General features: G+C 51.5%; 18 protein-coding genes, 4 tRNA genes and 1 riboswitch. Of the genes, 12 read left to right on the forward strand and 10 right to left on the reverse strand.

The features are described from left to right. Positions 1–61: 61 nt before the first annotated feature. Complete coding sequence (locus EHSB41UT_RS02025; RefSeq protein WP_087106387.1) at positions 62–1,012, reverse strand: hypothetical protein; 951 nt, start codon at positions 1,010–1,012, stop codon at positions 62–64. 470 nt (positions 1,013–1,482) lie between these two features. On the opposite strand from EHSB41UT_RS02025, the gene EHSB41UT_RS02030 reads away from it, so the two are divergent. The 5 genes from EHSB41UT_RS02030 (at position 1,483) to EHSB41UT_RS02050 (ending at position 3,534) form a co-directional block, all read left to right on the forward strand. Next, positions 1,483–1,559 (forward strand) — tRNA-Met (locus EHSB41UT_RS02030). Positions 1,560–1,572: 13 nt separating this feature from the next. After that, positions 1,573–1,647 (forward strand) — tRNA-Gln (locus tag EHSB41UT_RS02035). Positions 1,648–1,697: 50 nt separating this feature from the next. Continuing rightward, positions 1,698–1,774, forward strand: a tRNA-Met gene (locus EHSB41UT_RS02040). Positions 1,775–1,794: 20 nt separating this feature from the next. Beyond that, positions 1,795–1,869: transfer RNA gene (locus EHSB41UT_RS02045), tRNA-Gln, on the forward strand. Between the two features lie 309 nt (positions 1,870–2,178). Next, positions 2,179–3,534: an FAD-dependent oxidoreductase gene (locus EHSB41UT_RS02050; protein ID WP_087106388.1), complete on the forward strand. Its 1,356-nt coding sequence runs from the start codon at positions 2,179–2,181 to the stop codon at positions 3,532–3,534. Positions 3,535–3,561: 27 nt separating this feature from the next. On the opposite strand, the gene EHSB41UT_RS02055 is transcribed toward EHSB41UT_RS02050, so the two are convergent. Further along, positions 3,562–3,849, reverse strand: coding sequence for a PA4642 family protein (locus EHSB41UT_RS02055; RefSeq protein WP_087106390.1), 288 nt, complete (start codon positions 3,847–3,849; stop codon positions 3,562–3,564). Positions 3,850–4,008: 159 nt separating this feature from the next. Here EHSB41UT_RS02055 and EHSB41UT_RS02060 point away from each other — a divergent pair, with 159 nt between their 5' ends. Then, the gene (locus EHSB41UT_RS02060; RefSeq protein ID WP_087106392.1) at positions 4,009–5,718 is read left to right on the forward strand and encodes a hypothetical protein; all 1,710 of its coding nucleotides are present in this window, start codon (positions 4,009–4,011) and stop codon (positions 5,716–5,718) included. Between the two features lie 49 nt (positions 5,719–5,767). Here the strand turns inward: EHSB41UT_RS02060 and EHSB41UT_RS02065 are convergent, their stop codons facing one another. Then, a complete protein-coding gene (locus tag EHSB41UT_RS02065; protein ID WP_087106395.1) occupies positions 5,768–6,325 on the reverse strand; it encodes a hypoxanthine-guanine phosphoribosyltransferase in 558 nt (185 codons plus the stop codon). Positions 6,326–6,543: 218 nt separating this feature from the next. Between EHSB41UT_RS02065 and upp the strand changes: the two genes are divergently transcribed. Next, positions 6,544–7,170 carry a uracil phosphoribosyltransferase gene (gene upp / locus EHSB41UT_RS02070; protein WP_087106397.1) on the forward strand — a complete coding sequence of 209 codons (627 nt, stop codon included), beginning with the start codon at positions 6,544–6,546 and terminating at the stop codon, positions 7,168–7,170. Positions 7,171–7,239: 69 nt separating this feature from the next. Here the strand turns inward: upp and EHSB41UT_RS02075 are convergent, their stop codons facing one another. Both EHSB41UT_RS02075 and EHSB41UT_RS02080 read right to left on the reverse strand, forming a co-directional pair. After that, positions 7,240–8,043, reverse strand: a complete 804-nt coding sequence (locus tag EHSB41UT_RS02075; protein WP_133060356.1) for a hypothetical protein — start codon at positions 8,041–8,043, stop codon at positions 7,240–7,242. A 24-nt stretch (positions 8,044–8,067) separates the two neighbouring features. Next, complete coding sequence (locus EHSB41UT_RS02080) at positions 8,068–8,418, reverse strand: STAS domain-containing protein (protein ID WP_087106401.1); 351 nt, start codon at positions 8,416–8,418, stop codon at positions 8,068–8,070. 223 nt (positions 8,419–8,641) lie between these two features. Here EHSB41UT_RS02080 and EHSB41UT_RS02085 point away from each other — a divergent pair, with 223 nt between their 5' ends. Together EHSB41UT_RS02085 and EHSB41UT_RS02090 are read left to right on the forward strand one after the other, a co-directional pair. Continuing rightward, entirely contained in the window at positions 8,642–10,429 is a 1,788-nt protein-coding gene (locus tag EHSB41UT_RS02085; protein WP_087106404.1) for a glutamine amidotransferase-related protein, read from the forward strand. 54 nt (positions 10,430–10,483) lie between these two features. Next, the gene (locus EHSB41UT_RS02090) at positions 10,484–10,972 is read left to right on the forward strand and encodes a methylated-DNA--[protein]-cysteine S-methyltransferase (protein ID WP_087106406.1); all 489 of its coding nucleotides are present in this window, start codon (positions 10,484–10,486) and stop codon (positions 10,970–10,972) included. A gap of 8 nt (positions 10,973–10,980) precedes the next feature. On the opposite strand, the gene EHSB41UT_RS02095 is transcribed toward EHSB41UT_RS02090, so the two are convergent. Next, entirely contained in the window at positions 10,981–12,894 is a 1,914-nt protein-coding gene (locus EHSB41UT_RS02095) for a hypothetical protein (RefSeq protein WP_087106408.1), read from the reverse strand. A 196-nt stretch (positions 12,895–13,090) separates the two neighbouring features. Between EHSB41UT_RS02095 and EHSB41UT_RS02100 the strand changes: the two genes are divergently transcribed. Further along, positions 13,091–14,074 carry a hypothetical protein gene (locus EHSB41UT_RS02100; RefSeq protein ID WP_133060357.1) on the forward strand — a complete coding sequence of 328 codons (984 nt, stop codon included), beginning with the start codon at positions 13,091–13,093 and terminating at the stop codon, positions 14,072–14,074. A gap of 57 nt (positions 14,075–14,131) precedes the next feature. Here EHSB41UT_RS02100 and EHSB41UT_RS02105 read toward each other — a convergent pair whose 3' ends face one another. After that, a complete protein-coding gene (locus EHSB41UT_RS02105; RefSeq protein WP_087106412.1) occupies positions 14,132–15,886 on the reverse strand; it encodes a formate--tetrahydrofolate ligase in 1,755 nt (584 codons plus the stop codon). 337 nt (positions 15,887–16,223) lie between these two features. Between EHSB41UT_RS02105 and EHSB41UT_RS02110 the strand changes: the two genes are divergently transcribed. Further along, positions 16,224–16,853 (forward strand): GNAT family N-acetyltransferase, encoded by a 630-nt coding sequence (locus EHSB41UT_RS02110; RefSeq protein ID WP_087106414.1) that lies wholly within the window; start codon positions 16,224–16,226, stop codon positions 16,851–16,853. 59 nt (positions 16,854–16,912) lie between these two features. Here the strand turns inward: EHSB41UT_RS02110 and moeA are convergent, their stop codons facing one another. After that, positions 16,913–18,148, reverse strand: a complete 1,236-nt coding sequence (gene moeA, locus EHSB41UT_RS02115; RefSeq protein ID WP_087106417.1) for a molybdopterin molybdotransferase MoeA — start codon at positions 18,146–18,148, stop codon at positions 16,913–16,915. Between the two features lie 107 nt (positions 18,149–18,255). Here moeA and EHSB41UT_RS02120 point away from each other — a divergent pair, with 107 nt between their 5' ends. Continuing rightward, positions 18,256–19,161: a TLC domain-containing protein gene (locus EHSB41UT_RS02120; protein ID WP_133060358.1), complete on the forward strand. Its 906-nt coding sequence runs from the start codon at positions 18,256–18,258 to the stop codon at positions 19,159–19,161. Here the strand turns inward: EHSB41UT_RS02120 and mobB are convergent. Together mobB and moaA are read right to left on the reverse strand one after the other, a co-directional pair. Further along, entirely contained in the window at positions 19,126–19,671 is a 546-nt protein-coding gene (mobB, locus tag EHSB41UT_RS02125; RefSeq protein ID WP_087106879.1) for a molybdopterin-guanine dinucleotide biosynthesis protein B, read from the reverse strand. The genes EHSB41UT_RS02120 and mobB overlap by 36 nt on opposite strands. A 7-nt stretch (positions 19,672–19,678) precedes the next feature. After that, complete coding sequence (gene moaA / locus EHSB41UT_RS02130) at positions 19,679–20,659, reverse strand: GTP 3',8-cyclase MoaA (protein WP_087106421.1); 981 nt, start codon at positions 20,657–20,659, stop codon at positions 19,679–19,681. Further along, a riboswitch (molybdenum cofactor riboswitch) is annotated at positions 20,648–20,798 on the reverse strand. (Overlaps the previous gene by 12 nt.) Positions 20,799–20,814: the final 16 nt, after the last annotated feature.

The raw sequence follows: 20,814 nt of genomic DNA on the forward strand, positions 1-20,814 counted from the left end.
CAGGCAACAGTTTACCGATGAAACAGATCTTCGTCATGGCGCATTTCAGGCGCCAGCTCTGTCAGAATGATTCAAAATCAATGACAGCTCTGGTTGGTTCATGGTACCAGCGCGAGAATTCCGTCCAGCCCGGGTAGTGTCGAGACAGCTTCAGATGGCGGTAGACCGTTGTGTCATTGCTGTCTCTGGCGGCCAGGATTTTCGCTTTGAGTCGTCCCGGTTTCAGACCGTTGGTGACCGTGCGCTGGAAGTTAACAGTAATCTTTTCACTGGCCTGTTCGTCGTCAAAGCGGGTGAATTCCACATCGGCATTCAGCGGGTAGTCGGTAAGCCCCCACCAGTTCTCCTGATCCAGAAGCAGGAAGCGACCGTGATCATTGGTTTCCCGATCAAACATTTTGTTTTCTCGGGTAACCTGTTGGGCATCGTCGCTGCCATCAAAGTGTTTGTCTTTCAGTGCGTAGCCGCTGGCCAGTCGGTAGCCGGTGATGCGCCAGGGAGAATTGGCTGGGAGTTCAATAGCTGTCAGGCTGGCGGCACCATCATAAGGCCACAGGGTAAAAGCGGCCTGGGCGATGCCATACCCTGCCGCTGCTGCAACCGCCACGATAGCCGCTACGGATGCTACTTCGGTCAGGCCATTAGCGACCCGCTCCGAAAAGCTTTCTCCGCTATGAGAGCTGCCGCAGTGCCCGTGGTGGCAGTAACCGCTCCAGCCGCCACCCCAGCCCCAGTGATCATGATGATGGGTGTGATGAACCTGCGGTGTATTGCTGGCTGGTGTATAACCGTTACGATTCAGTCCTTGTTGTTTCAGAGTGTAAAGCGACATGTGCCGGTAGTTGATAGCTTCATCTTCCGGAGTGTGCGTGTAGGTTTCTGTATAAGAGGATGGGAATTCTGAATTCTGATTATCTGCAAAAGTGAGCCCGGATAGTGATCCGATCAGGATACAGGCTGTTCCTGCTGCTGTTTTGGGCCATGTATTGGGGAGCAGGCGCTGCATAATCATGTTCCGATGTCCTCTGTTAGGGGCTGTTGACGTTTTGTGATCGCGCTCAGCTTTCCCGAGAGCTTTCAGGGTTAGGTACAGCGATGCAGGAATGCTTTTTGCCTTTCAAATCGCTGTAACGACACCATGGAAGCTCTCGGGAAAGCCCTCCGGGTGAGGCTGGAAGCCGCTCCTCGCTGCGTCAGGCTTGCTTAATGTAGGGCAACTACGATTTTCACAAGCCTTTCTAACGATGAACGGCTTCCAGACTCACTGAGCCGCATCACAAAACGTCAACAGACCCTAGCTTTGGATCCTCTGGCTGGGGGAATCTTTGCTGGTGCGCAGAGAGCGTCGGGGAAGGTTAGACAGTGATCAGGTTTCGTCAATGTGGCGGTTGTGGTAAGCCGAAACAGGGTTTCGTTATGTTTCGCTGTGTAAAGTGTTGACAGGGAAGGGGTTAATCATGAAAATGCGCACCAAGTTTTCGGGGCTAGGTAGCTCAGTTGGTTAGAGCACAGCACTCATAATGCTGGGGTCGGCAGTTCGAATCTGCCCCTAGCTACCAAGATTCTCGAGATTGGGGTATCGCCAAGCGGTAAGGCATCAGGTTTTGATCCTGACATGCGGAGGTTCGAATCCTCCTACCCCAGCCATTTCTTGGTAAGTTCTGAAAACGGTCCTTCGGGAGTTAAAGTGTTAACGTGGCTAGGTAGCTCAGTTGGTTAGAGCACAGCACTCATAATGCTGGGGTCGGCAGTTCGAATCTGCCCCTAGCTACCACGCTTTCACACTCTCACTGTTGGGGTATCGCCAAGCGGTAAGGCATCAGGTTTTGATCCTGACATGCGGAGGTTCGAATCCTCCTACCCCAGCCATTTTCAAAAAGCCCGTTAGCCAAAAGCTAATGGGCTTTTTTTGTACCTGAATTTCACAATTTGCTTAGACTTTGGTCTAGAGCATGTCCTTTCTGTGTATTTTTACCTACCGTGATAGGTGAATATCTCCGTTCTTTCTATATAATGCGGCGCAAGCGGTAAGGGGACTGCCAAAATAAACAGCAGGGAAAGCATAACGGGCAGCGCTTCAGCAGCACTTGATCAGGGCAGATGGGCACTTTACCCAGGTGTTCACGGAATGAGTCAGCCGATGATCCTGCTGGAAGCGACAAGCAGAGAGCAAGAAGAATGACGGCAGAGACCTATGATGTTTTGATTGTGGGGGGAGGGGTTTCCGGAACGGCTCTCCTGTATGAACTGACAAAATACACGGATATCGAGCGTATAGGCCTGCTCGAGAAGTACGATGACTTCGCCACAGTCAATTCTAAAAGCAGCAATAACAGCCAGACCATCCATTGCGGCGATATAGAAACCAACTATACGCTGGAAAAAGCCATCAAAGTGAAGCGCACAGCAGAAATGCTGGTGAACTACGCCTGCAGCCTGTCAGACGAAGAGCGCGACCAGATTATCTACAAATACCCAAAGATGGTTATTGGTGTTGGCAACGAGGAGTGTGATTTCCTCCGTAAGCGCTTTGAAGTGTTCAAGCAGCACTACACCACCATGGAACTGCTCGAGAAGGAGCAGATCGCCGATATCGAGCCGAACGTCGTCAATACCGACAAGGGCATGCGCCCTGAAGACGTCGTCGCTCTGGCGATTCGCGATGAATACACCGCAGTTGATTACAAGGCACTCTCTCACTCCTTTGTAAAAGAAGCCAAAGCCAGTGGCCGTAACCCGGATATTCATCTGAATACCGCTGTTGATGCCATTGAGAAAGAAGGCGATCTCTACAAGGTGCAGACTAACCAGGGTACCTTCAAGGCGCGCTTTGTAGTTGTCAGCGCCGGTGGCCACAGTCTGCTGCTGGCTCAGCAAATGGGCTATGGCCTGAACTTCTCCTGCCTGCCGGTGGGCGGAAGCTTCTACTTCATGCCACAAGTGCTGAACGGCAAGGTTTACACCGTACAGAATGATAAGCTTCCGTTTGCCGCTATCCACGGTGATCCGGACGTTCGTGTTCCCGGCAAGACCCGTTTCGGACCAACTGCACTGCTGGTACCGATGCTGGAGCGTTACAACAAGAGCACCATTCCTGAGTTCTTCAAGGTTCTGCGTCTGGATGGCTCGGTGTTCAAGGTATTCTGGGATCTGTTCAAGGTTTCCGATATCCGCAACTACATCTTCAAGAACTTCCTGTTTGAAATGCCATGGGTTCGTCGTCGCCTGTTCCTCAAGGATGCACGCAAGATCGTTCCTGGCCTGAAGTTGGAAGATGTGAAGTTTGCCGAAGGTTTTGGTGGCGTTCGTCCTCAGCTGATCGACAAGGACAACAAGGAGCTGCTGCTGGGTGAAGCCCGCATCAACCCGGGTAACGGCATCATCTTTAACATGACCCCATCCCCTGGTGGCACCAGCTGTCTGGGTAATGCCGAGATCGATCTGCGTGAGATCGTGAAGTTCTTTGGCTGCGGCTTCGACGAAGCGGCGTTCAAGAAAGATCTGGAAGGTATTGAACTGAAAGCCGCGCAATAAGCGGCTTTCTTCCTGTCTTAATAAATATCAGGCCGCCACGTTCTGCAGGGCGGTCAGATATTCTTCCCCATGCTGATGTTCAGCGATCTCTTCAGCCAAAGTTTTACCCTCAGGCCCTTTGTTATCGATCTTCAGGCCTTTCTCGATGAAGAAGGTCAGGAAGCGTTCAAAGTCATGGCTGCGCAGAGCGCGGTAGGCGCGCATCAGGATAAAGTAATCCGGATCAACACCCTTCTCGGCTTCAAGCTCCAGCAATGATTGCAGACGCTCATCACTCAGCTCTTCGCCGATAACCTTCTGTTTATCTTTCTTCATGGGTTGGCCCTCTGTCAGGATGTGTCGTTGTTTTGACAGGCATTCTATAGACCTCATCAAGGCAGGCAAAGGGGACAGGAAACTGTCACCGGCAAACTCACGCTTTTGTTCAGCCGATACCTACTAACCAGTAGCAAAGTATGGTTATAAAGGTTCAGGATGGATAATCCGGGAGTTCAGAGCACGGGCAGTATTGGAATCCAGCCGCTTCAGGGTGGTGAGACTCCAAAATCCGGTGACGTTGAGAAAGGCAAAGCGAGGATGGGCGTTGACCGTGAAGTGACGGTCACGACTCCCAATGCCACTGTTCAAACCCCTGAAACTGAAGAAACCACTGAACCCAAGGATACTTCCCTTTCTGAACGCAAGACTGAAAACGTCACCGATGAGAAACCGGGCTTTTTTGGCCGACTGAAGTCCAAAGCCAAAGAGAAAGGTGCGCAGCTCAAGGATTATGCCGCAGGCAAGCTGGAATCTGGCAAGGAGTTGGGCAAGAAAGCGGTTCGGGGCGGTGTTGGCTTTGCCCATCACCCTATGCGCTCAACGGGTGAGGCGATGTTGTCCGGTGCAGCCTATGCCCAGGAAAAATATGAGGGGGCCAAGGATAAAGGTGGAGCCGCATTAACAAAGATGCGGGAAGGTCTTTCTACCTTCAAGGCCGATCCGAAAGGTGTACTGTCCGCCGGCAAGTCTGGTCTAGCCAGCAAGGCTCGTTCACTTAAGGAGCGAGCTGTCAGTCTGCCTTCAACGATTAAAACCAAAATGCCATCACGCCCGAAGATGGGCAGCCTTCCAAATATAAAGTCGATCTTCAGTCGTTCCGCCAAGTCCGTTCCACCATCGCAAAGTGTACAGCAGGGTATCTCCACTGTTGGCAAGATGAGTGAGCGGATGTCCACGAAGATGGAAAATACTGAAACCCGTCTGGAAACGGCCAAATCCGAAAAAGCCAATCTGAAGATGCTGGACAAATTGATGACCGATCCGTCGGCTTTTTACAAAACCGATAAGGAAGTGATGGTCAGCTGGGGCGAGCAAAGTGTCACCATTAAAGGGACGGGGGCTGAAAGAGCGAAAGGGGTTCGCGATGCCGTGGATATCGTTTTTGAGAACCGGGGTGAAATTCTGGATAGGCTTGATGCAATTGATGGTGAAGTCAGCACCCTGAAGTCAGATAAAAAGAAACTGAAGAGCAAAAGCAAGAAGCAGATGCAGGGCGCTCGTGAGACGCTCTCTACCAATGCTAAAGAGAGTTACAAGCATGACCTTGGTGTTTTGAAAGGACAAAGAACAACCCTGAAAGAGAAACTGTCTCAGGCCAAGGCGGCTCTTAAGGAGGCGTTGAAAGGTGACAAAAGCGAAGCGACAGAATTGAAGCAGCCACTCAAGGTGAAAATAAAAACAGACACCCGGCTGGCGAAAGAGCTTTCCGCAGAGCTGAAAACTTTGAAGAAGCAGGAAAAGGAATCACTGAGAGGGCTCGAATCTGAGTTGAAAGAAAGTCAGGCGTTGATGAAGAAATATCAGGCCAAGATGGATAAGGCAGAGGGAGTCAAATACACCTCTGCTGCAGCGGGCTTTGAGGCCGCCAGTCAGAAGGTGCAATCCCTGAACGATGAAATCGCCCATCAGAGAGAAGGTTCCGAGCTGCGTATTGCCCAGAAGTTATCAACCATAACCGATCTTAAGGACGGCATTACCCGTAACAAAGAGACGCTATCGGATATCGGATCATCCAAGGGCGGGCATGAAGATTTACGCAAACAGCTTGAACAGGCCGAGCAGGCTTTAGAACGCAATACGGCGGCGATTAAAGAGCTTCAACAGCAGCAGCGTGTCGATCAGAACGCGATCAAGAAAATAAAATAAGGAAGGAGACAGGCCACCAGAGGGTGGCGGCCTGTTACAGTCCAGAAACTCAGTGACCTTTCAGGGCGTAGATGCCCGGCGCATTCCGCCAGTAGCCCTGGTAATCCATACCGGAACCGAAAATATAACGATCCTCACAGATCAGGCCGGTGAAGTCGCACTTCTGACCTGGATGAGCCTTACGATCGTGCTTTTTGTCCACCAGAACGGCAGTCAGAACTTCAGCCGCGCCAGCCGCTTTGCAGTGCTCAACAATGGCCGACAGAGTGTGGCCTTCATCGAGAATATCATCCACGATCAGTACGTGGCGGTCCTTCAGATCCTGTGCAGGTGGAACCTTCCAGTCCAGCTCGCCGCCACGGGTGGTGTTGCGGTAGCGGGTAGCGTGCATGTAGGAGGATTCGAGCGGGAAGTGCAGGTGTGTCAGCAGCTTGCCTGCGAACACCAGGCCGCCGTTCATTACTGCAAAGACCAGAGGGTTCTTCTCAGCCAGCGTTTCAGAAATGTCTGCGGCCATATGCTCAATGGCTGAATCCACCTGCTCACGGGTAAACAGACAGTCAGCTTCATCAAATACTTGCCGGATATGGTCCAGATCGATGGACATGTGAACGAGCCTCTCCTCAGGATCAGTTTGCTGCGCTATACACTGGGTGACAGCAGATCAATCAAGGCTGGAAACATACATGGCTTAGGGAGGTGAATCAATGACATCCATCCTGACGACTATTATTTCTCGGCAGGAAAGGCTTTTCATTTGGAGTCCGCCGCTTTGACGAATACAATAATGGGCTGCCCAGCTATCTATTCTTATTGAGGCACTCAATGAGCGTTCGCGAAATTAATCACCCCCTGATTCAACATAAACTCGGCCTGATGCGTCAGCGCGATATCAGCACCCAGGAGTTCCGTACGCTGGCCAGCGAAGTCGGCTCTCTGCTGACTTACGAAGCCACCAAAGACCTCGAAATGGAAGAGGCTGTTATTGATGGCTGGTGTGGCGATATCACCGTCAAGCGTCTGAAGGGCAAAAAAATCACCATCGTACCTATTCTGCGTGCCGGTCTGGGCATGCTGAATGGTGTGATGGATCTGATTCCAAGCGCCCGTATCAGTGTTGTTGGTCTCTACCGTGATGAAGAGACTCTGGAAGCCGTTCCTTACTTCGAGAAGCTGTGCAGCCAGATTGATGAGCGTATGGCTCTGGTAGTTGATCCGATGCTGGCCACCGGCGGCACCATGATCGCTACTATCGATATGCTGAAAAAAGCCGGCTGCACGAATATCCGTGTCTTGGTTCTGGTTGCTGCTCCGGAAGGTATCAAGAAGGTTCAGGACGCCCATCCTGAAGTGGAAATCTTCACAGCTTCCGTTGATGACGGTCTGAACGAACACGGTTACATCCTGCCTGGTCTGGGTGATGCCGGTGACAAGATTTTCGGTACCAAGTAAGCCTTACTGGTTCCGAACTTGAAAAAGCCGCATCCGGGAAACCGGATGCGGCTTTTTATTGTGCCCTTGTTAAGCCAACTGGCCGGGGCGGAGTTTGCTCCAGTAAAGGGTTCTGGAGATATTGTCCATCCAGTGGTTGCTGTTCTCCGGCAGGATCGGGCGATCCATGCTGGCGTAGTACAATCCCAGACCAGCACCGGCTGCGGCCGCACCTCCAATGGCCAAAGCTGCCAGCCAGAAGGGGAAGGTTGTTACGCCCAGTATTGGCAGTACCATTGCCATGGTTCCCAGCGCGGCGCTTGCCATGACGGCCGTTGAGCCGGCATAAAGGAACATGCTCACCACAGCCCGGATCGAGCGGGTTGGCGACTGCAGGCAAACGCAGGCTCTTAAGGCCAGGCCCTTGGCAAGGTTTGTCACCTCAGCTTTAAGGTTGGCCATAAAACCGGTAGCGAACTCACTCACCGATGGTAGTTCAATCTCTGCCGGATCAAGCGGTTTCACCTGACGTGCCATTTTCCCTTCAGGCGCAGTCTTGCTTGCCTGTGTCTCTGGCTGAGGCAGTGCAGGTGGACGCGTTGTTTCCAGCCTGTCTTCTCTCAGCAGAGCCGAACTCTGCTTGCTCAGGTCTGATCCTGTTGACGGAGCCCTGGATGACAGCAGAGAAGGCTCTCTGGATAATGGCCTGTGCTGTGTTGACAGCAGTTCCTGCAACTGTGACTGCGTGTGAGCCATACGGCGATTGTGTCGAGTAACGTCTCTGCCATCACGAGCGTGACGTCTTTTCTTTCTCTTGGACGATTTCCGGTGCATCTGCCCAGCAGAGAGCTGGTGAGCGCCGATCCTGTTGGATCCATTCACTGAACCACTCATAGCATACCTCCTTCTATTGGCTGGTTAATGCATCACCCGGTCAATCGCATGATTTTTACCGGATACCGTTTCCAGAAACTGATCCAGTCCGCTGAGGTGGATCAGGCCCCGTATTCTTGTGCTGACATTACACAGAACCAGGCGTCCTTCGCTTTCCCGGCTGCTCAGCTCCCGAACCAGATCGGAGAGGACAGCCAGCCCGTCGCTGTTCATGGAGATCAGATCCTCACAATCAATAACGATGCGGGAGTAACCATCCTCAAGCAGCAGGGTGACAGCGTTTTGAAGGTAATCAGCGTTACTGGCCAGCAGAGCACCTTCCAGGGTAATCACTGCCAGTTCATGGTATTCCTCAAGATAGAGTTCCAGAGCCATGGTACACCTCCCTCCAAAGCCCGCTGCCGGGTTCTTCTTCAGTTCTGTTTGGTTATGTCATGACTTCAAGATAGGGGTTGGGTTCCGTTCCGTCTGTGGGACTTTGGTTGGAAATTCGGGAGTAAATTCAGAGGGTTAAGACTTAGGTCGGAGCCAGAAGGTGCAACCTTTCCCGCCGGTGGGACTCAAACAGTGAAAGCCGGGTTCACAGGGAGAAAGTGTAATGGCTCATGAATGGAAAGGGTTTAAGGCTTTGGTCCTATATGTGCTTCTGGCCACTGTGCTGCCTGTGCAGAGCTGGGCCGATGGAGAGTATATCGAACAGTACAACTTGTTTACTCAGCAGTTTCGTACGACCCGTTACACCCTGCTGAAAAATTACACACAGGTTTTGAACTCGTCTGAAAACAAGGAACGTAGCGATAATGAACAATTGGCTCTGGATGACGGTAATGACCTGATTAAAGGCCTGTTTGATTTGCTGAAAAGCCTGAGATCCCCTGCCGATCTGTTTGAAGAAACAGAAGGGCTGGAAGAAATGGCCATTTTTTCAGAGGTTCAGCGGCAGGGTTTGGAGTGGGAGGGAGTTCTTAGGGAACCCCCGATCATCGATTTGGATCCAAACGATGACGATAATGATGAGTATGTCTACACGCGAGGGCGTTTGCCCTGCACCTATCCGGAATCCTTTAAGAGCCCTCAATATCTGAACGAATATATGCAGAGCAATAATTGTTCTATGGCTTCCTATCTGCTTCATCTTAAGGAAAACGGAGATAGCAAAGGGCAGCGTCTGGTTTTTGAGGCAGAACTGGAGGAGATCGATTTTCAGCTGGGGGCTGATCTTGATGTAAGCTACGAGCGCATGCGCCTGGCACTGTCCAGTGGCCGTAAGGACACCATACTTGACGCTTTGAAACGTATTGACGATGGGGAGAAGACAGATTCCGGCGAGCTATTAAAAAATTATATGCTGGTAGGAATGCCAAATTACGATGGTCAGTTTTCCCAAAAATTCCAAAATTTAGGGAAGATGCTGGGTTTCACCGGAAAGTTTCTTCTGGTTTCCCTGAACCACGATGTCTTTATGGAGGAAAGGATACGTAGTCGATTCGATGGTTTTATTTTTCCGGGCGCTGATGACACCTTTTTTTACAACAAACAGGGGCCGTTTAAACCTTTCCAGTGGCAGGATATGAATGTCCAGAAAGTCGCTGACGAAGAATTGATGTATCAACTGCTTTTTGGCTACATCATGGAGAAGGGTATACCAGCGCTGGGCACCTGTGCCGGAATCCAGCACCTTGCCCTGAAACAGGGCGGTCGGGTTAGCCTTATGGCCAACAGCATTGAAGGTAATAAAAAGGTTACGCTGGTACCCGGTACCCTGAATCATTTCTTTGGCCTGACCTCCACGCAGCAGAGTGATGCACTGAATGCATGCCGGTTATCACCCGTGACGTTTAGCACGACTCTGATGCACTCTTATATTGTCGATGAGCCCGGTTTAGATGTTACTGTTGGCAGTTATCTTGCGGGCTCTGATCGGCCACTCATTATGGGAGCAAGCTATGGTGGTCATATCGCTACCTACCAGTTTCATCCGGAATATGTGGACTCCCATAATCTTAAAGATCCGAACCATTTGATCGTCACAAACCATTTCGAGCAGTTTCGGATCTACCGGGCAATGAAAGAGGCCGGTACGGAGTCCGGTTATGCTCCCGGAATGAATGTCATGTTATCCCGACTGCAGAACTGCCTGGAAAACAGAGATATAGCACTCAATCAACCAGAATACTGGTTCAACGGCTCCCGGTCGGAAGAGCTGGTTCTTCCGGAGCAGTTGGACACATTGACGGTATATCTTGTGCCCGGTATGACCCCGGATACCATCAAGGAGATAAGATTCGGCAAGAGGATCATTGTTCAGGATCAGAAGACCGGTGCTAGCCTGACAGTAGTACCAGCCAATGACCGACAGCATATTGAGGTGAAGCCTGCCGGATAAACGACAGATGAAGATTGCTGGACGCATTCTGAATAATTATGGGATCATCCGGCCATGAATTATCAGCTGTATCACTCACCTCTGGGATTGTTGTTGCTGTTCAGCGATGGCAGTGCACTCAAGAAACTGACCTTTCTGGCCTCGGTGCGGGACTTTACCCCGGATGAGCTGTTCCAGAAACGCTCTGATGCCGTACTGACGGCCGCTACCCAGCAGCTGGATGAATGGTTTGCCGGATCCCGACGTGAGTTTGATCTGCCTTTGGCGCCTGATGGTACCCCTTTTCAGCAAAAGGTCTGGAAGGCTCTTCAGACGATTCCCTACGGTACAACCAGCACTTATGGTGAGTTGGCTGGCAAGCTTGGTCAGCCTTCATCGGCACGGGCTGTTGGTGCCGCTAATGGCAAAAATCCCATCGCTCTGATTATTCCCTGCCACCGGGTGATTGGTGCTGATGGTTCCCTGACCGGCTATGCCTTTGGTCTGGAAAAAAAGAAAAAGCTGCTTAGTCTGGAAGCGCAGTTGCAGCTCAGTCTTATCTAGTTATCTTTCTACTTGCCCGTTGCCAGACGATCATAGATTTCCTGGAAGAAGTGCATGCACAGTTTGGCTTCAATAGTGGCCTTGCCAATGGTTTCATCAGAAAGATCCAGATCTTTCTGATCTTCTCTTAGGTCTGCCGGGGTATCCAGCGTAGTGCTGAGGCGCTGTCCGCTCATCTGGCCAGTAATGTTGGTGGCCAGACGTTCGCAGCTTGTACGCAGCGATTCAGGAATCCCATCCAGTACCTGTGTGATTTTGCCGCGGTCAGCAACATCCATCTGGATCAGCAGATCGGTCATGTAAAAGCTGAAGGTGAAAAATTCCGTAGTCAGCTCCTGCAGCTCTCGTAATCGACCATCCATGGTTTCCTGCAAACGGGTTAACTCCGTCAGACTGTCTGCAGACTCAGACATCTGCTGAATATCCTCTGCCAATTGGTTGCCATAGATAATGGGCAGGGCGGTGATTCGATTAACCATGCCGGCAATCAACAGAGCATGTGGACGTGAGCTGGTACGCAGGGCCGAGGCCATAGCATTACTGAAGCCTTCCATTTCACTGGTAAAGGCATCGACCCGGTTGAGCGTGAGGGATGAGGCAAAGAAGCGTAGCGTGAGATTAAGAGCCAGCTCCTGTTGAGATGTTCGCGGGGAAGGCAGCGCAGTGACAGCGGCCTGCAATTTGGGTAGATCCCCCGGATTGATATGGGAGAGCTGGATCTGCTGCCGTGATGCGGCCCGCGCACTGTAATCCACAAATGGGGACGATGATTTTTTGAGATCGTTAAAGCTGCTTTCGAGCAGATTCCTGATCCTGTCTCGGTTCTGCTTCTTGGCGCAGATCAGCTTCTGGAAGCGATCGCCAATGATGCGCGCGGTCGAGATCAGGTAAGACTCATTCACGCGTTCATCCTGTATACGGATATGGAAAGCAGTGAAATCATCCGCTGCTGCCTCGATCAGGCTTTCAAGTAATCTGGAATCCGGCTGGATGCCGGACTGTGTTTTCAGATCTTCATTCAGATACTGCTCCAGACTATCCGTACCCAGAAAAGCTTCCCAATCCGATGTGTGATCCCGCGTGCACAGTAGCGGCTTCTGCATGGCTACAGGCGAGGCTTCGTGAGTCGTCTGAGGCTCGGCCTTGCTGGTGGGCGGCAGGGAGACTGATGATCTTGCGGGCTTCTTTTTCTTTTTGGTTGCTGGTGGTGCCTTTTTCTTGCTGCGAGCCCTGCCTCGCCCCTTGCTTGCTGTTGGCGTGCTTTTGGAGGTGGTAATTGTTTCGGTTGCCAGATCCTGTACTGAGGTGTCCAGCTCCTGTTCCAGAGTGTCTGAACCACTGCCCTGAGATGAGCTGTCCAGAGAGGAGCGGTCTGTATCTATACCGGAATCCTGGGAGTCAGGTTCCAGATCATCACTTGTCAGAAAGCTCTGTGGAATGGAGGGGCAAGGTTTGACCGCCAGAATAAAAGGCAGCCCGGATTTATCAATCCAGGATTGCGCTGTTTTCAGCTGTGCGTCATCAAAGGGGGCGCCGGTTTCGTAGGTGCGCTCATCACGCCGATAAAAGACAACTCTCTCGGCATCGCGAGCAGCTGAGTAGTGGAGGCTGTCGATGCGCACATGGGCAGCATCCTGGTCTATAAAGGTCTGCCCCATCGAAGCACTGAGGTGTGGATACTGATAATTGGCCGGGATAATTAACAGCCGTGAGAAAGAGCTGATAAAGAACTTCGCACCTTTCCCTTTGCCCAGCCCCTTGGCCCATTGAGCACGTGGTATTTGAATAAATCCGTTGGCAAAGTGGCGAGCCTTCCAGCGCTGGAAACGACCGGCATCTGCTTTAGGTCCTAATACAGGGGCTTCAGCCTGTTTTGCGGCGGCTTGCTGTGTGGCTGGTTGTTGGGTCGTCAGCATATCCATTGCTCTCTTACCTAACCGTCTTGTTATTTGTGACAAGAGATTACAGAGAAAGAGTGCATGGAGCCGGCTGAGTGTCAGCAGGGCTAACAGTTTGGTAAGAGTGGCTGACTGATAACCAACTTGTTAGGTGTTCCCGTTAAATAATGTTATCGGAGGTCTTACATAATGTTAGGGAAAATCTTAATAGGTGACAGGAATGTTCAGGAATCTTTCTTCATCAAACGGCGGCATGAATCGTGAGTATCAACGGCATGCGCGAGGCCGGCATCATGATGTTCCAGCTCAACAGTCTCAGGAAGGTGAGCTGCAAAGAGGCGTGTCTTACCGCGATCGCTCCCCATGCTCTGACAGACGATTAATGGAGCGGAATGCTTATCCTCTTAGTCGAGACCTGTCTGGTAATAGCCGGAGTGAAAATGTCAGAATGCTTCAGGTGGCTGTCCGGGTTGGCAACTGGGATAAGGCGGTCGATTACGCCGCTGCTGTGCTGCAAGGTGGCGCACGTGTGAGTTTGTCAGAGCTGAACAGCCAGGATTGGGTGGGACACCCCAACGGTATTATGTTAGGCGCGCTGTTAACAGGCTTTGATGCAGTCCGTCATGGCGATGCTGTTCATACCATGGTTAACCACTCCCTGAGTCGGGTGATATATATTTATTCAAGTATGACGATGGGTGCACAGGCCAAAGCGCGTCTGCAATACCTAAGAGCTTTGGTAACCCTCTTCAAGGTGTATCTGGATGTCCAGTTAGCGGATAGTGACAGGGAGCTGTTTCACTATATTTCTATAGGCATACGCAGAGATGTCTTGACGCATACTTTTCCGTTAGAGCAGTTTTATCCACAGTTTGATTTGCAGGGGGCGGTTCCATTTCAGCGATATGATCTGAATAGACGGGGCGCATTGAAAATGCAGCAGTATCTGGATTGTGTTTTAAAACTGGCAAATGGGATTGAAGAGGAAGTCAGTCAGGATGAACTGGCACTTTGTTGTACACAGAACTACTCGGCAGTGGATTGTGATGCAACCAGTGACATTTCTAATCTTGGCTCTGCCCCTATTGCAGGGTTGCAGAGTCAGGAAATCTCACAGCAGGAAGCGTACAGTCTTTATATGTCTTCGCTTCAGGGCGGGAGTATTCCATTCTTGCTGAAATCTTTGATGACACAGCTGCTGTAATAAGCGCAAGGTGTAAGAGGCTCAAGGTCTATAGACCTTGAGCCCTAAACAGAACAATTAACTCAGGTTGATGATGTTGCCGTCTTCATCAATATCAATCTGCATATAACCCGGCAGAGAACCCAGCCCAGGCATGGTCATAACGGAACCGCAAAGGGCATACACAAACCCGGCACCTGCAGAGAGGCGAACTTCCCGAACCGGAACCTCAAAGCCGGTTGGCTCACCTTTCAGATTCGGGTCGTGGGAAATAGAAAGCTGGGTCTTGGCCATACATACCGGTAGATGATCATAGCCCTTGGCTTCCAGTTCGGCGATCTGTGCTTTGGCCTGCTCACTGATTACAACCTTGCTGCCGCCATATCCTTTCACGACCAGATCGTTGAGTTTGGTGGTGATAGTATCTTCACAGTTGTACAGATACTGGAAGTAAGGTTTCTGGGCGTTGCAGACCCGTTCAATCTCGTTGGCAACAGCCATGCAACCTTCACCGCCATGGGCAAAACCTTCGCTGATGGCAGCACCATCGGCACCCAGCTCTTTGGCTTTCTCCAGCAGCCAGCCCAGTTCATCGAGAGTATCTTCCGGGAAACGGTTGATCGCTACGACACAAGGCAGGCCGTACTTCTTCACATTGTTGATATGGAAGCGCAGGTTGCTGATGCCTTTTTCCAGAGCTGGCAGGTTTGGATCAATCATGCCGCGATCCAGTTTACGGCCAGCCACTACCTGAAAATCACCGGAGTGGGATTTCAAACCACGCAGAGAGCAAACCAGAGCAACAACATCCGGAGACTTACCGCCGGCACGCACTTTGATATTGCAGTACTTCTCCAGACCCATATCAGAGCCGAAGCCGGCTTCGGTGACCACATAATCTGCCAGCTTGAGAGCCAGCTGATCCGCCACGATAGATGAGTTACCGTGGGCAATATTGGCAAATGGGCCGGCATGAACAAAGCAGGCACCGCCTTCCAGATTTTGCATCAGGGTTGGTTTGATGGCTTCCTTCATAATGGCCGCCATAGCGCCTGCAACCTGCAGGTCTTCTGCGGTCACAGGTTCGCCATCATGGTTATAGGCCATGATTACTTTGCCAAACCGGGCTCGCATATCTTGCAGGCTGGTGGCCAGCGCCAGAATCGCCATCAGTTCAGACGCAACGGTAATATCAAAACCTTCTGGGCGCGGGATGCCGTTTTCATTGGTGCTTGCACCACAGGTTTTCTGGCCCACTGTGATCTGACGCAAAGCGCGATCGTTATGGTCAACCACTCGGCGCCAGACAATACGAGCAGGGTCAATACGCAGAGCCTTTAGGCCAGTGCGCTGTTCAAACGCTTCATAACCTTCACGTTCTTCGTGGAAGACGCGGGTGTCCAGTGCTGCGGAACCCAGATTGTGAGCACTGGTAATCGCGTGGATATCACCGGTCAGGTGCAGGTTAAAGTCTTCCATCGGAACGACTTGCGCATAACCACCACCGGCGGCACCGCCCTTGATACCAAACACCGGTCCCATACTTGGCTGACGAATACAGCTGATGGCATTACGACCAATCTTGTTCAGACCCATGGTAATGCCGATGGTGTTAACGGTCTTGCCTTCACCAAACGGGGTTGGCGTGGTGGCAGTAACCAGCACCATGCGGCCATCGGGTTTATGTGCAAGGTCTTTACCGGCGGCAAGGCTGATTTTGGCTTTGTAGTGGCCGTAGGGCTCCACATGCTCTGTTTGCAGTCCAAGCTGGTCCGCCAGCTCGGTAACAGGCATCAGTTTCGCGTCCCTGGAGATTTCAATATCCGACTTCACGCAGCAATACCTTTACACGTTGTTAGATGTTTGACTGCCAAGGAGCATGCCTGAGTGTTTAACGCAAAAAATTGATTTGCATCAAAAATGGCGGGTTTGGAAAGGGAAGGCAGTATGGTGAATTGTTTGGGAGTTCCCGGAAAATTGATAGAGCCAATTAACTCTGGAGGATAGTAATTAATTTCAATAAGTTTCGTTGTTATACGTAGGTTGCGGATGCAAAAGCGAAATTCCTTCTAGGCCTTTTTACTTGGTTTTATGGTGCAAGTAAGGGTTAAATCGATTCGTAGTAAATCAATAGAATGCCTTATCTATTGTTATCACAAGCACTTGTGTCATGTTGAAAGAATACATAGTCGAGAAACTGAACTCTTCATCTGTTGATGATGTTGCCAGCCTGATTGTTTCCGTATTTATGGAGAGGGAACCGCTGGCGATGCTGGATTCCTCTGATGGAAATGAGTTCAAGGTTTATCTGACCAACCTGGGAACTCGGGCTGCGCAAACAGGTATGAGCCTTGTGGCTCGCTGTCGGTTCAGCAACAGAGTTGTTGGAGCAGTCATTTGTGCAGATCTGGCTGGTGCTCACCATGGTGAAGATGAGGGTGGAGACGCTGACCCGATAGAAGTTATGGTGGAGAAGCTGAATAGCGACTATTTCGGTCAAACCTCTCCAGAAAGTGGCCAGTATTTCAGCATTAAATTTATTGCAGCCTCTGCAGATTTCACTGGGCAGGGAATGGTGACCGACTTGATCGAACAGTCATTGCAGATAGCTCAGGAAAAAGGTTTTGTCTTTGCCCATACGGAAGCATCGGGCAATATTTCCCAGCATATGTTTATGAACAAGTTTGGCTTTGTTGAGAAAAACGCTATCGCCTACAGCGAATTTACCTTGAATGATGCACAACCGTTTGCCGCTGTTCAGGGGCATAAGGGTATCAAACTGTTGATAAAGTCGTTGTGATGTTAAATAGAGGGAGAGGAGAGTTATCACCTCTCCCTCTAGAGACTCTAAGATGGGGATTAGGCAAGCAGATTATCGAAAGGCATGACCAAAACCTGCTCTCCAGGTTCTGCGCCTTCACTCTCTTCTGGAAGGATGATGTAGCAGTTAGCCATATTCATAGACCGGAGAATGCCGGAGCCCTGGCTGCCGGTAGTGACGACAATTGGGTTGTCGCTGTCGTCTGCAGAGAGAATACCGCGCTGGAACTCACGACGCCCCGGTGCTTTCTTCAAGCGAGTCAGTGTAGTAGCAAGAAAAGTGGTAGGAGGCTGATGGTTCTCTCCAGACATAATCCGCAGCGCAGCTATCGCCAGAATATGCAGAGTGATGGTGGCAGATACCGGGTTGCCGGGTAGACCGAAGAACACACTGTCAGGCAGCTTGCCAAAGGCGAAAGGCTTGCCCGGTTTGATGGCCAGCTTCCAGAAACTGGTCTCGCCAAGTTCTTCCAGAATCTCTTTGGTGTAATCGGCTTCACCGACAGACACACCACCGGAGGTGATAACGGCATCGGCTTCCCGATCGGCACGAATCAATGCTTCGCGAATAGTATCACGATTATCCGGGAGCTTGCCCAGATCCAGAACATCCATACCCAGACGATGCAGCATGCTGGTAACAACAATGCGGTTGCTGTCGTAAATATCGCCATGGCCCAGTGTTTCACCGGGAAGCTTCAGTTCGTCTCCGGTGGAGAATACTGCCACTTTCACTTTGCGATAGACCGGCACACTGGCCACACCGAGTGAGGCCAGCAGGCCAAGGTCCTGAGGGCGCAGGCGGTGGCCCTGAGCAAGAACGTCACAACCTTCCTGAATATCTTCACCCGCCTTGCGGATATTGTTGCCGGCATCAGCAGGCTTCAGGAAACGAATACCAACTTCGGTGCGCTCGGTCTGTTCCTGCATGATGACGGTATCGGTACCGGCCGGAATCGTAGCGCCGGTCATAATACGGATGCAGTGACCTTCCGGACAGGTACCTTCATAAGGATGACCGGCAAAGGATTCACCGGCCAGCGGCAGAGGCTTTTGGCTCGCCAGGTCAGCAGCCCGCAGTGCATAACCGTCCATGGCAGAGTTGTCATGGGGCGGCACGTTCATCGGTGAGATAACCGGTTGCGCCAGTACCCGACCATCGCACTCAGCCAGAGCAATGGATTCAACTTCGCTAACCGCGGTCACACCGGCAAGCAGTGTCTGTAAAGCCTGCTCCAGAGACATCAGGCCCGGTTTTGCGCAGCAGTCAGTCATGGTGAAACTCCTTATCTGGTTACTAACCTGAAAAATTTCTATTGCTGAGGCGGGCTATGCCACCTCTCTATCTATACTTGCCGGCTTTTCAGTCCGGGAGCCTGCCGGTGATTCAATGGATACGCAGTTTACACGCTCTGCTTTTACCCTTTGTGCTGGCTTATGCCAGTAACGCCCTGGCTGAATCTGTTCATCGAGATTCAAACACCGAAACACTGGTGATTCCCCTCGCCCGGCTTAACGAGTGGGAAATCAAGCAGGCTCCTGGCTGGTACAACATACCGGTTAAGGAGCTGGCAATTTCGGAATCCCGTCTGGACGACCTGATGCAGGATCCGCACAAGCTGACTCCGGTTGAACATCAGAGCTGGATACATCGCAATCTTAACGATTACAAACACTGGATCCCTTTAGCCACCGGCATCGGCTTCCAGTGGCTGCAGGATTACAGTGGCAACCTTTATAGCGCGCCTCTGGTTCATTCGCTGATCACCGGTTTCGGTTCAAACTGGATCTACTGGCAGCGCGATAAGCCCAGCTGGCAGCGGGTGGTCGATGGTGACGGCCCTGACAACCTGATGGAAGAGCTGCTGCCCTATGTGACCTATGGCTATTCTGGGTATGAGCTCTATGACTCTTTGACCAAAGGCTCAGCGCAGTACCTTTTGCACGGTGGCACGATTTTTCTGATTCTGAGCACACTGAAGAGCCTGGATAAAATGCACCTCGCCACCGATGCCTTGCTGATGGAAACCTCCAGTATTTTTTTGCACATGCAGGCCTTCGACAAACGTTTCCTGTATGGCTTTGCCCTGACTTTCTATCTCTACCGCTGGGGCGTATTCCCGAAAATGTTGGGTGAGTATGTCAAAGCCTGGTACTGGGATGGTGTGCGTTATCCAAACGCCGAGTATCTCCATCCGGGCATTATGCTTTCGACCAGCGTCTTTAATGCCCTGAACCTTTACTGGGGCAGCTTAATTGCCCGCAAGCTGGTTCGGCATTTGTTCTAGTCCGCTAAAGGCCAGTACAAATTCTGCCACCTGCTGGGGCTGGTTAATATCCAGCCTTGGCAGCGTAGTGGCGGGAGGCTGTGTCGCCTCATCGCAGCACAGGGCAATAATATTGTTGTCTTTCAGAAACAGAAACGGACGCTCGAAGCCACTGCGGTGCAGTTCAATTTTGGGAATGCTCGCATCCCGGAAGCCTTCTACCAGAATCAGATCCAGACGACTCTGGTCCAATAGTGAGAGCTGGTCTTCCAGTGACGGATCACACTCGTCGTATTCGGTAATGCTGATGGCTCGATTCGGAGTGCTCAGCACCGTCTGCAGGCAACCGGCATGGCGTAGTCGGTAGCTGTCCTTGCCGGGTTTATCCGGTTCAATAATGTGATGGGATGCCTTGATCAGCCCAATGCGTAACCCCTGCTGTTTCAGCAGTGGGATCACCTGTTCCAGAAGAGTGGTTTTCCCGGTGCCACTGAAGGCGGCAAACCCAAGAATAGGACGCTGTAACAGCATAACGGCCTCATCCGCCAATAATGGACAGGTTACGTGTACTTCCGGTCATCCCCTGATCCAGGAAGTGCTTGTCTTCCTTCAGGTTGAGCAGCTCACAGATACGCTGGTTCAGCAGCTCTTGCTGGTCATCGCTTTGCAGCAGATGGCGCAGACTGTGGCCGTGCTCGGCAAACAGGCAAAGCTGCAACTCACCCTGACTGTTCACTCGCAGGCGATTGCAGTCAGCACAGAAATCCTTGGAGTAGGGCATGATCAGGCCGATACGGCCCTGGTAATCCGGATGACAGAACTCGTGAGCCGGCCCGGCATTTTCCAGACGCAGGGATTTAATCCAGCCCCGCTCCAGCAGTTGCTTCTGGATAATCTGACCAGACAGGTGATGATTCTGGAAGAAGGTATCGGCATCGCCGGTTTCCATCAGCTCGATCATGCGAACTGTGATTGGCTTGTCTTTAATCCAGTCCAGATAACGATCCAGTTCCTTGTCATTCATGCCTTTCAGCAGCACGGAATTGACCTTCACCCGGGGCAGGCCTTTGGCAAAGGCGATATCGATACCACGCAATATTTCATCCAGCCGGTTGTGGCCGGTAATGCGTTCAAACATCGCCGGTTCAAGGCTGTCGATACTGACGTTCAGGTGGGTCATGCCGGCATCAATCCAGCTTTCCACCCGCTGATCCATCTTGTAACCGTTGGTGGTTACTGCCACGGTCTTGATGCCGGGCACATCACGGATGGTTTTCAGAATATCGACAAAATCGGTGCGCAGGGTGGGCTCGCCACCACTGATACGAATCTTGTTGGTGCCAAGTGAGGCAAAGGCAGTCGCAATCCGACGAATTTCATCGAGATTGATCGCAGTTCTATGGGATGTGTCTTTGCAGCCGTCCGGTAAGCAATACTGGCAGCGAAAATTGCAAAGGTCTGTCACAGACAGACGCAAATACGGGAACGTACGTCCCTGAAGGTCCTGTAATGTTGTCATTGAACACCTTTCCAATTGGTAGGGGAGGCTACAGGATTTCTCGCTGCAACCCGGTGGTGATAACTCACCACGGCTGCCCTCCCATGCCCGTACCATTTGGTAACCGGGTTTAGGAAAGGCCGCTCGGCGCTCTGTCATTCAGGGTTTCAATAGCC

The sequence above is a fragment of the Parendozoicomonas haliclonae genome (assembly GCF_900174585.1).
GTDB lineage: Bacteria > Pseudomonadota > Gammaproteobacteria > Pseudomonadales > Endozoicomonadaceae > Sansalvadorimonas > Sansalvadorimonas haliclonae.

Coding starts and splice junctions, on each gene's coding strand:
- moeA (WP_087106417.1), bottom strand. CDS start 18,148: ATGACTGACTGCTGCGCAAAACCGGGCCTGATGTCTCTGGAGCAGGCT.
- EHSB41UT_RS02050 (WP_087106388.1), top strand. CDS start 2,179: ATGACGGCAGAGACCTATGATGTTTTGATTGTGGGGGGAGGGGTTTCC.
- EHSB41UT_RS02095 (WP_087106408.1), bottom strand. CDS start 12,894: ATGGATATGCTGACGACCCAACAACCAGCCACACAGCAAGCCGCCGCA.
- mobB (WP_087106879.1), bottom strand. CDS start 19,671: ATGCTGTTACAGCGTCCTATTCTTGGGTTTGCCGCCTTCAGTGGCACC.
- EHSB41UT_RS02090 (WP_087106406.1), top strand. CDS start 10,484: ATGAATTATCAGCTGTATCACTCACCTCTGGGATTGTTGTTGCTGTTC.
- EHSB41UT_RS02055 (WP_087106390.1), bottom strand. CDS start 3,849: ATGAAGAAAGATAAACAGAAGGTTATCGGCGAAGAGCTGAGTGATGAG.
- EHSB41UT_RS02110 (WP_087106414.1), top strand. CDS start 16,224: ATGTTGAAAGAATACATAGTCGAGAAACTGAACTCTTCATCTGTTGAT.
- moaA (WP_087106421.1), bottom strand. CDS start 20,659: ATGACAACATTACAGGACCTTCAGGGACGTACGTTCCCGTATTTGCGT.
- EHSB41UT_RS02100 (WP_133060357.1), top strand. CDS start 13,091: ATGTTCAGGAATCTTTCTTCATCAAACGGCGGCATGAATCGTGAGTAT.
- EHSB41UT_RS02060 (WP_087106392.1), top strand. CDS start 4,009: ATGGATAATCCGGGAGTTCAGAGCACGGGCAGTATTGGAATCCAGCCG.
- EHSB41UT_RS02080 (WP_087106401.1), bottom strand. CDS start 8,418: ATGGCTCTGGAACTCTATCTTGAGGAATACCATGAACTGGCAGTGATT.
- upp (WP_087106397.1), top strand. CDS start 6,544: ATGAGCGTTCGCGAAATTAATCACCCCCTGATTCAACATAAACTCGGC.
- EHSB41UT_RS02065 (WP_087106395.1), bottom strand. CDS start 6,325: ATGTCCATCGATCTGGACCATATCCGGCAAGTATTTGATGAAGCTGAC.
- EHSB41UT_RS02025 (WP_087106387.1), bottom strand. CDS start 1,012: ATGATTATGCAGCGCCTGCTCCCCAATACATGGCCCAAAACAGCAGCA.
- EHSB41UT_RS02075 (WP_133060356.1), bottom strand. CDS start 8,043: ATGAGTGGTTCAGTGAATGGATCCAACAGGATCGGCGCTCACCAGCTC.
- EHSB41UT_RS02085 (WP_087106404.1), top strand. CDS start 8,642: ATGGCTCATGAATGGAAAGGGTTTAAGGCTTTGGTCCTATATGTGCTT.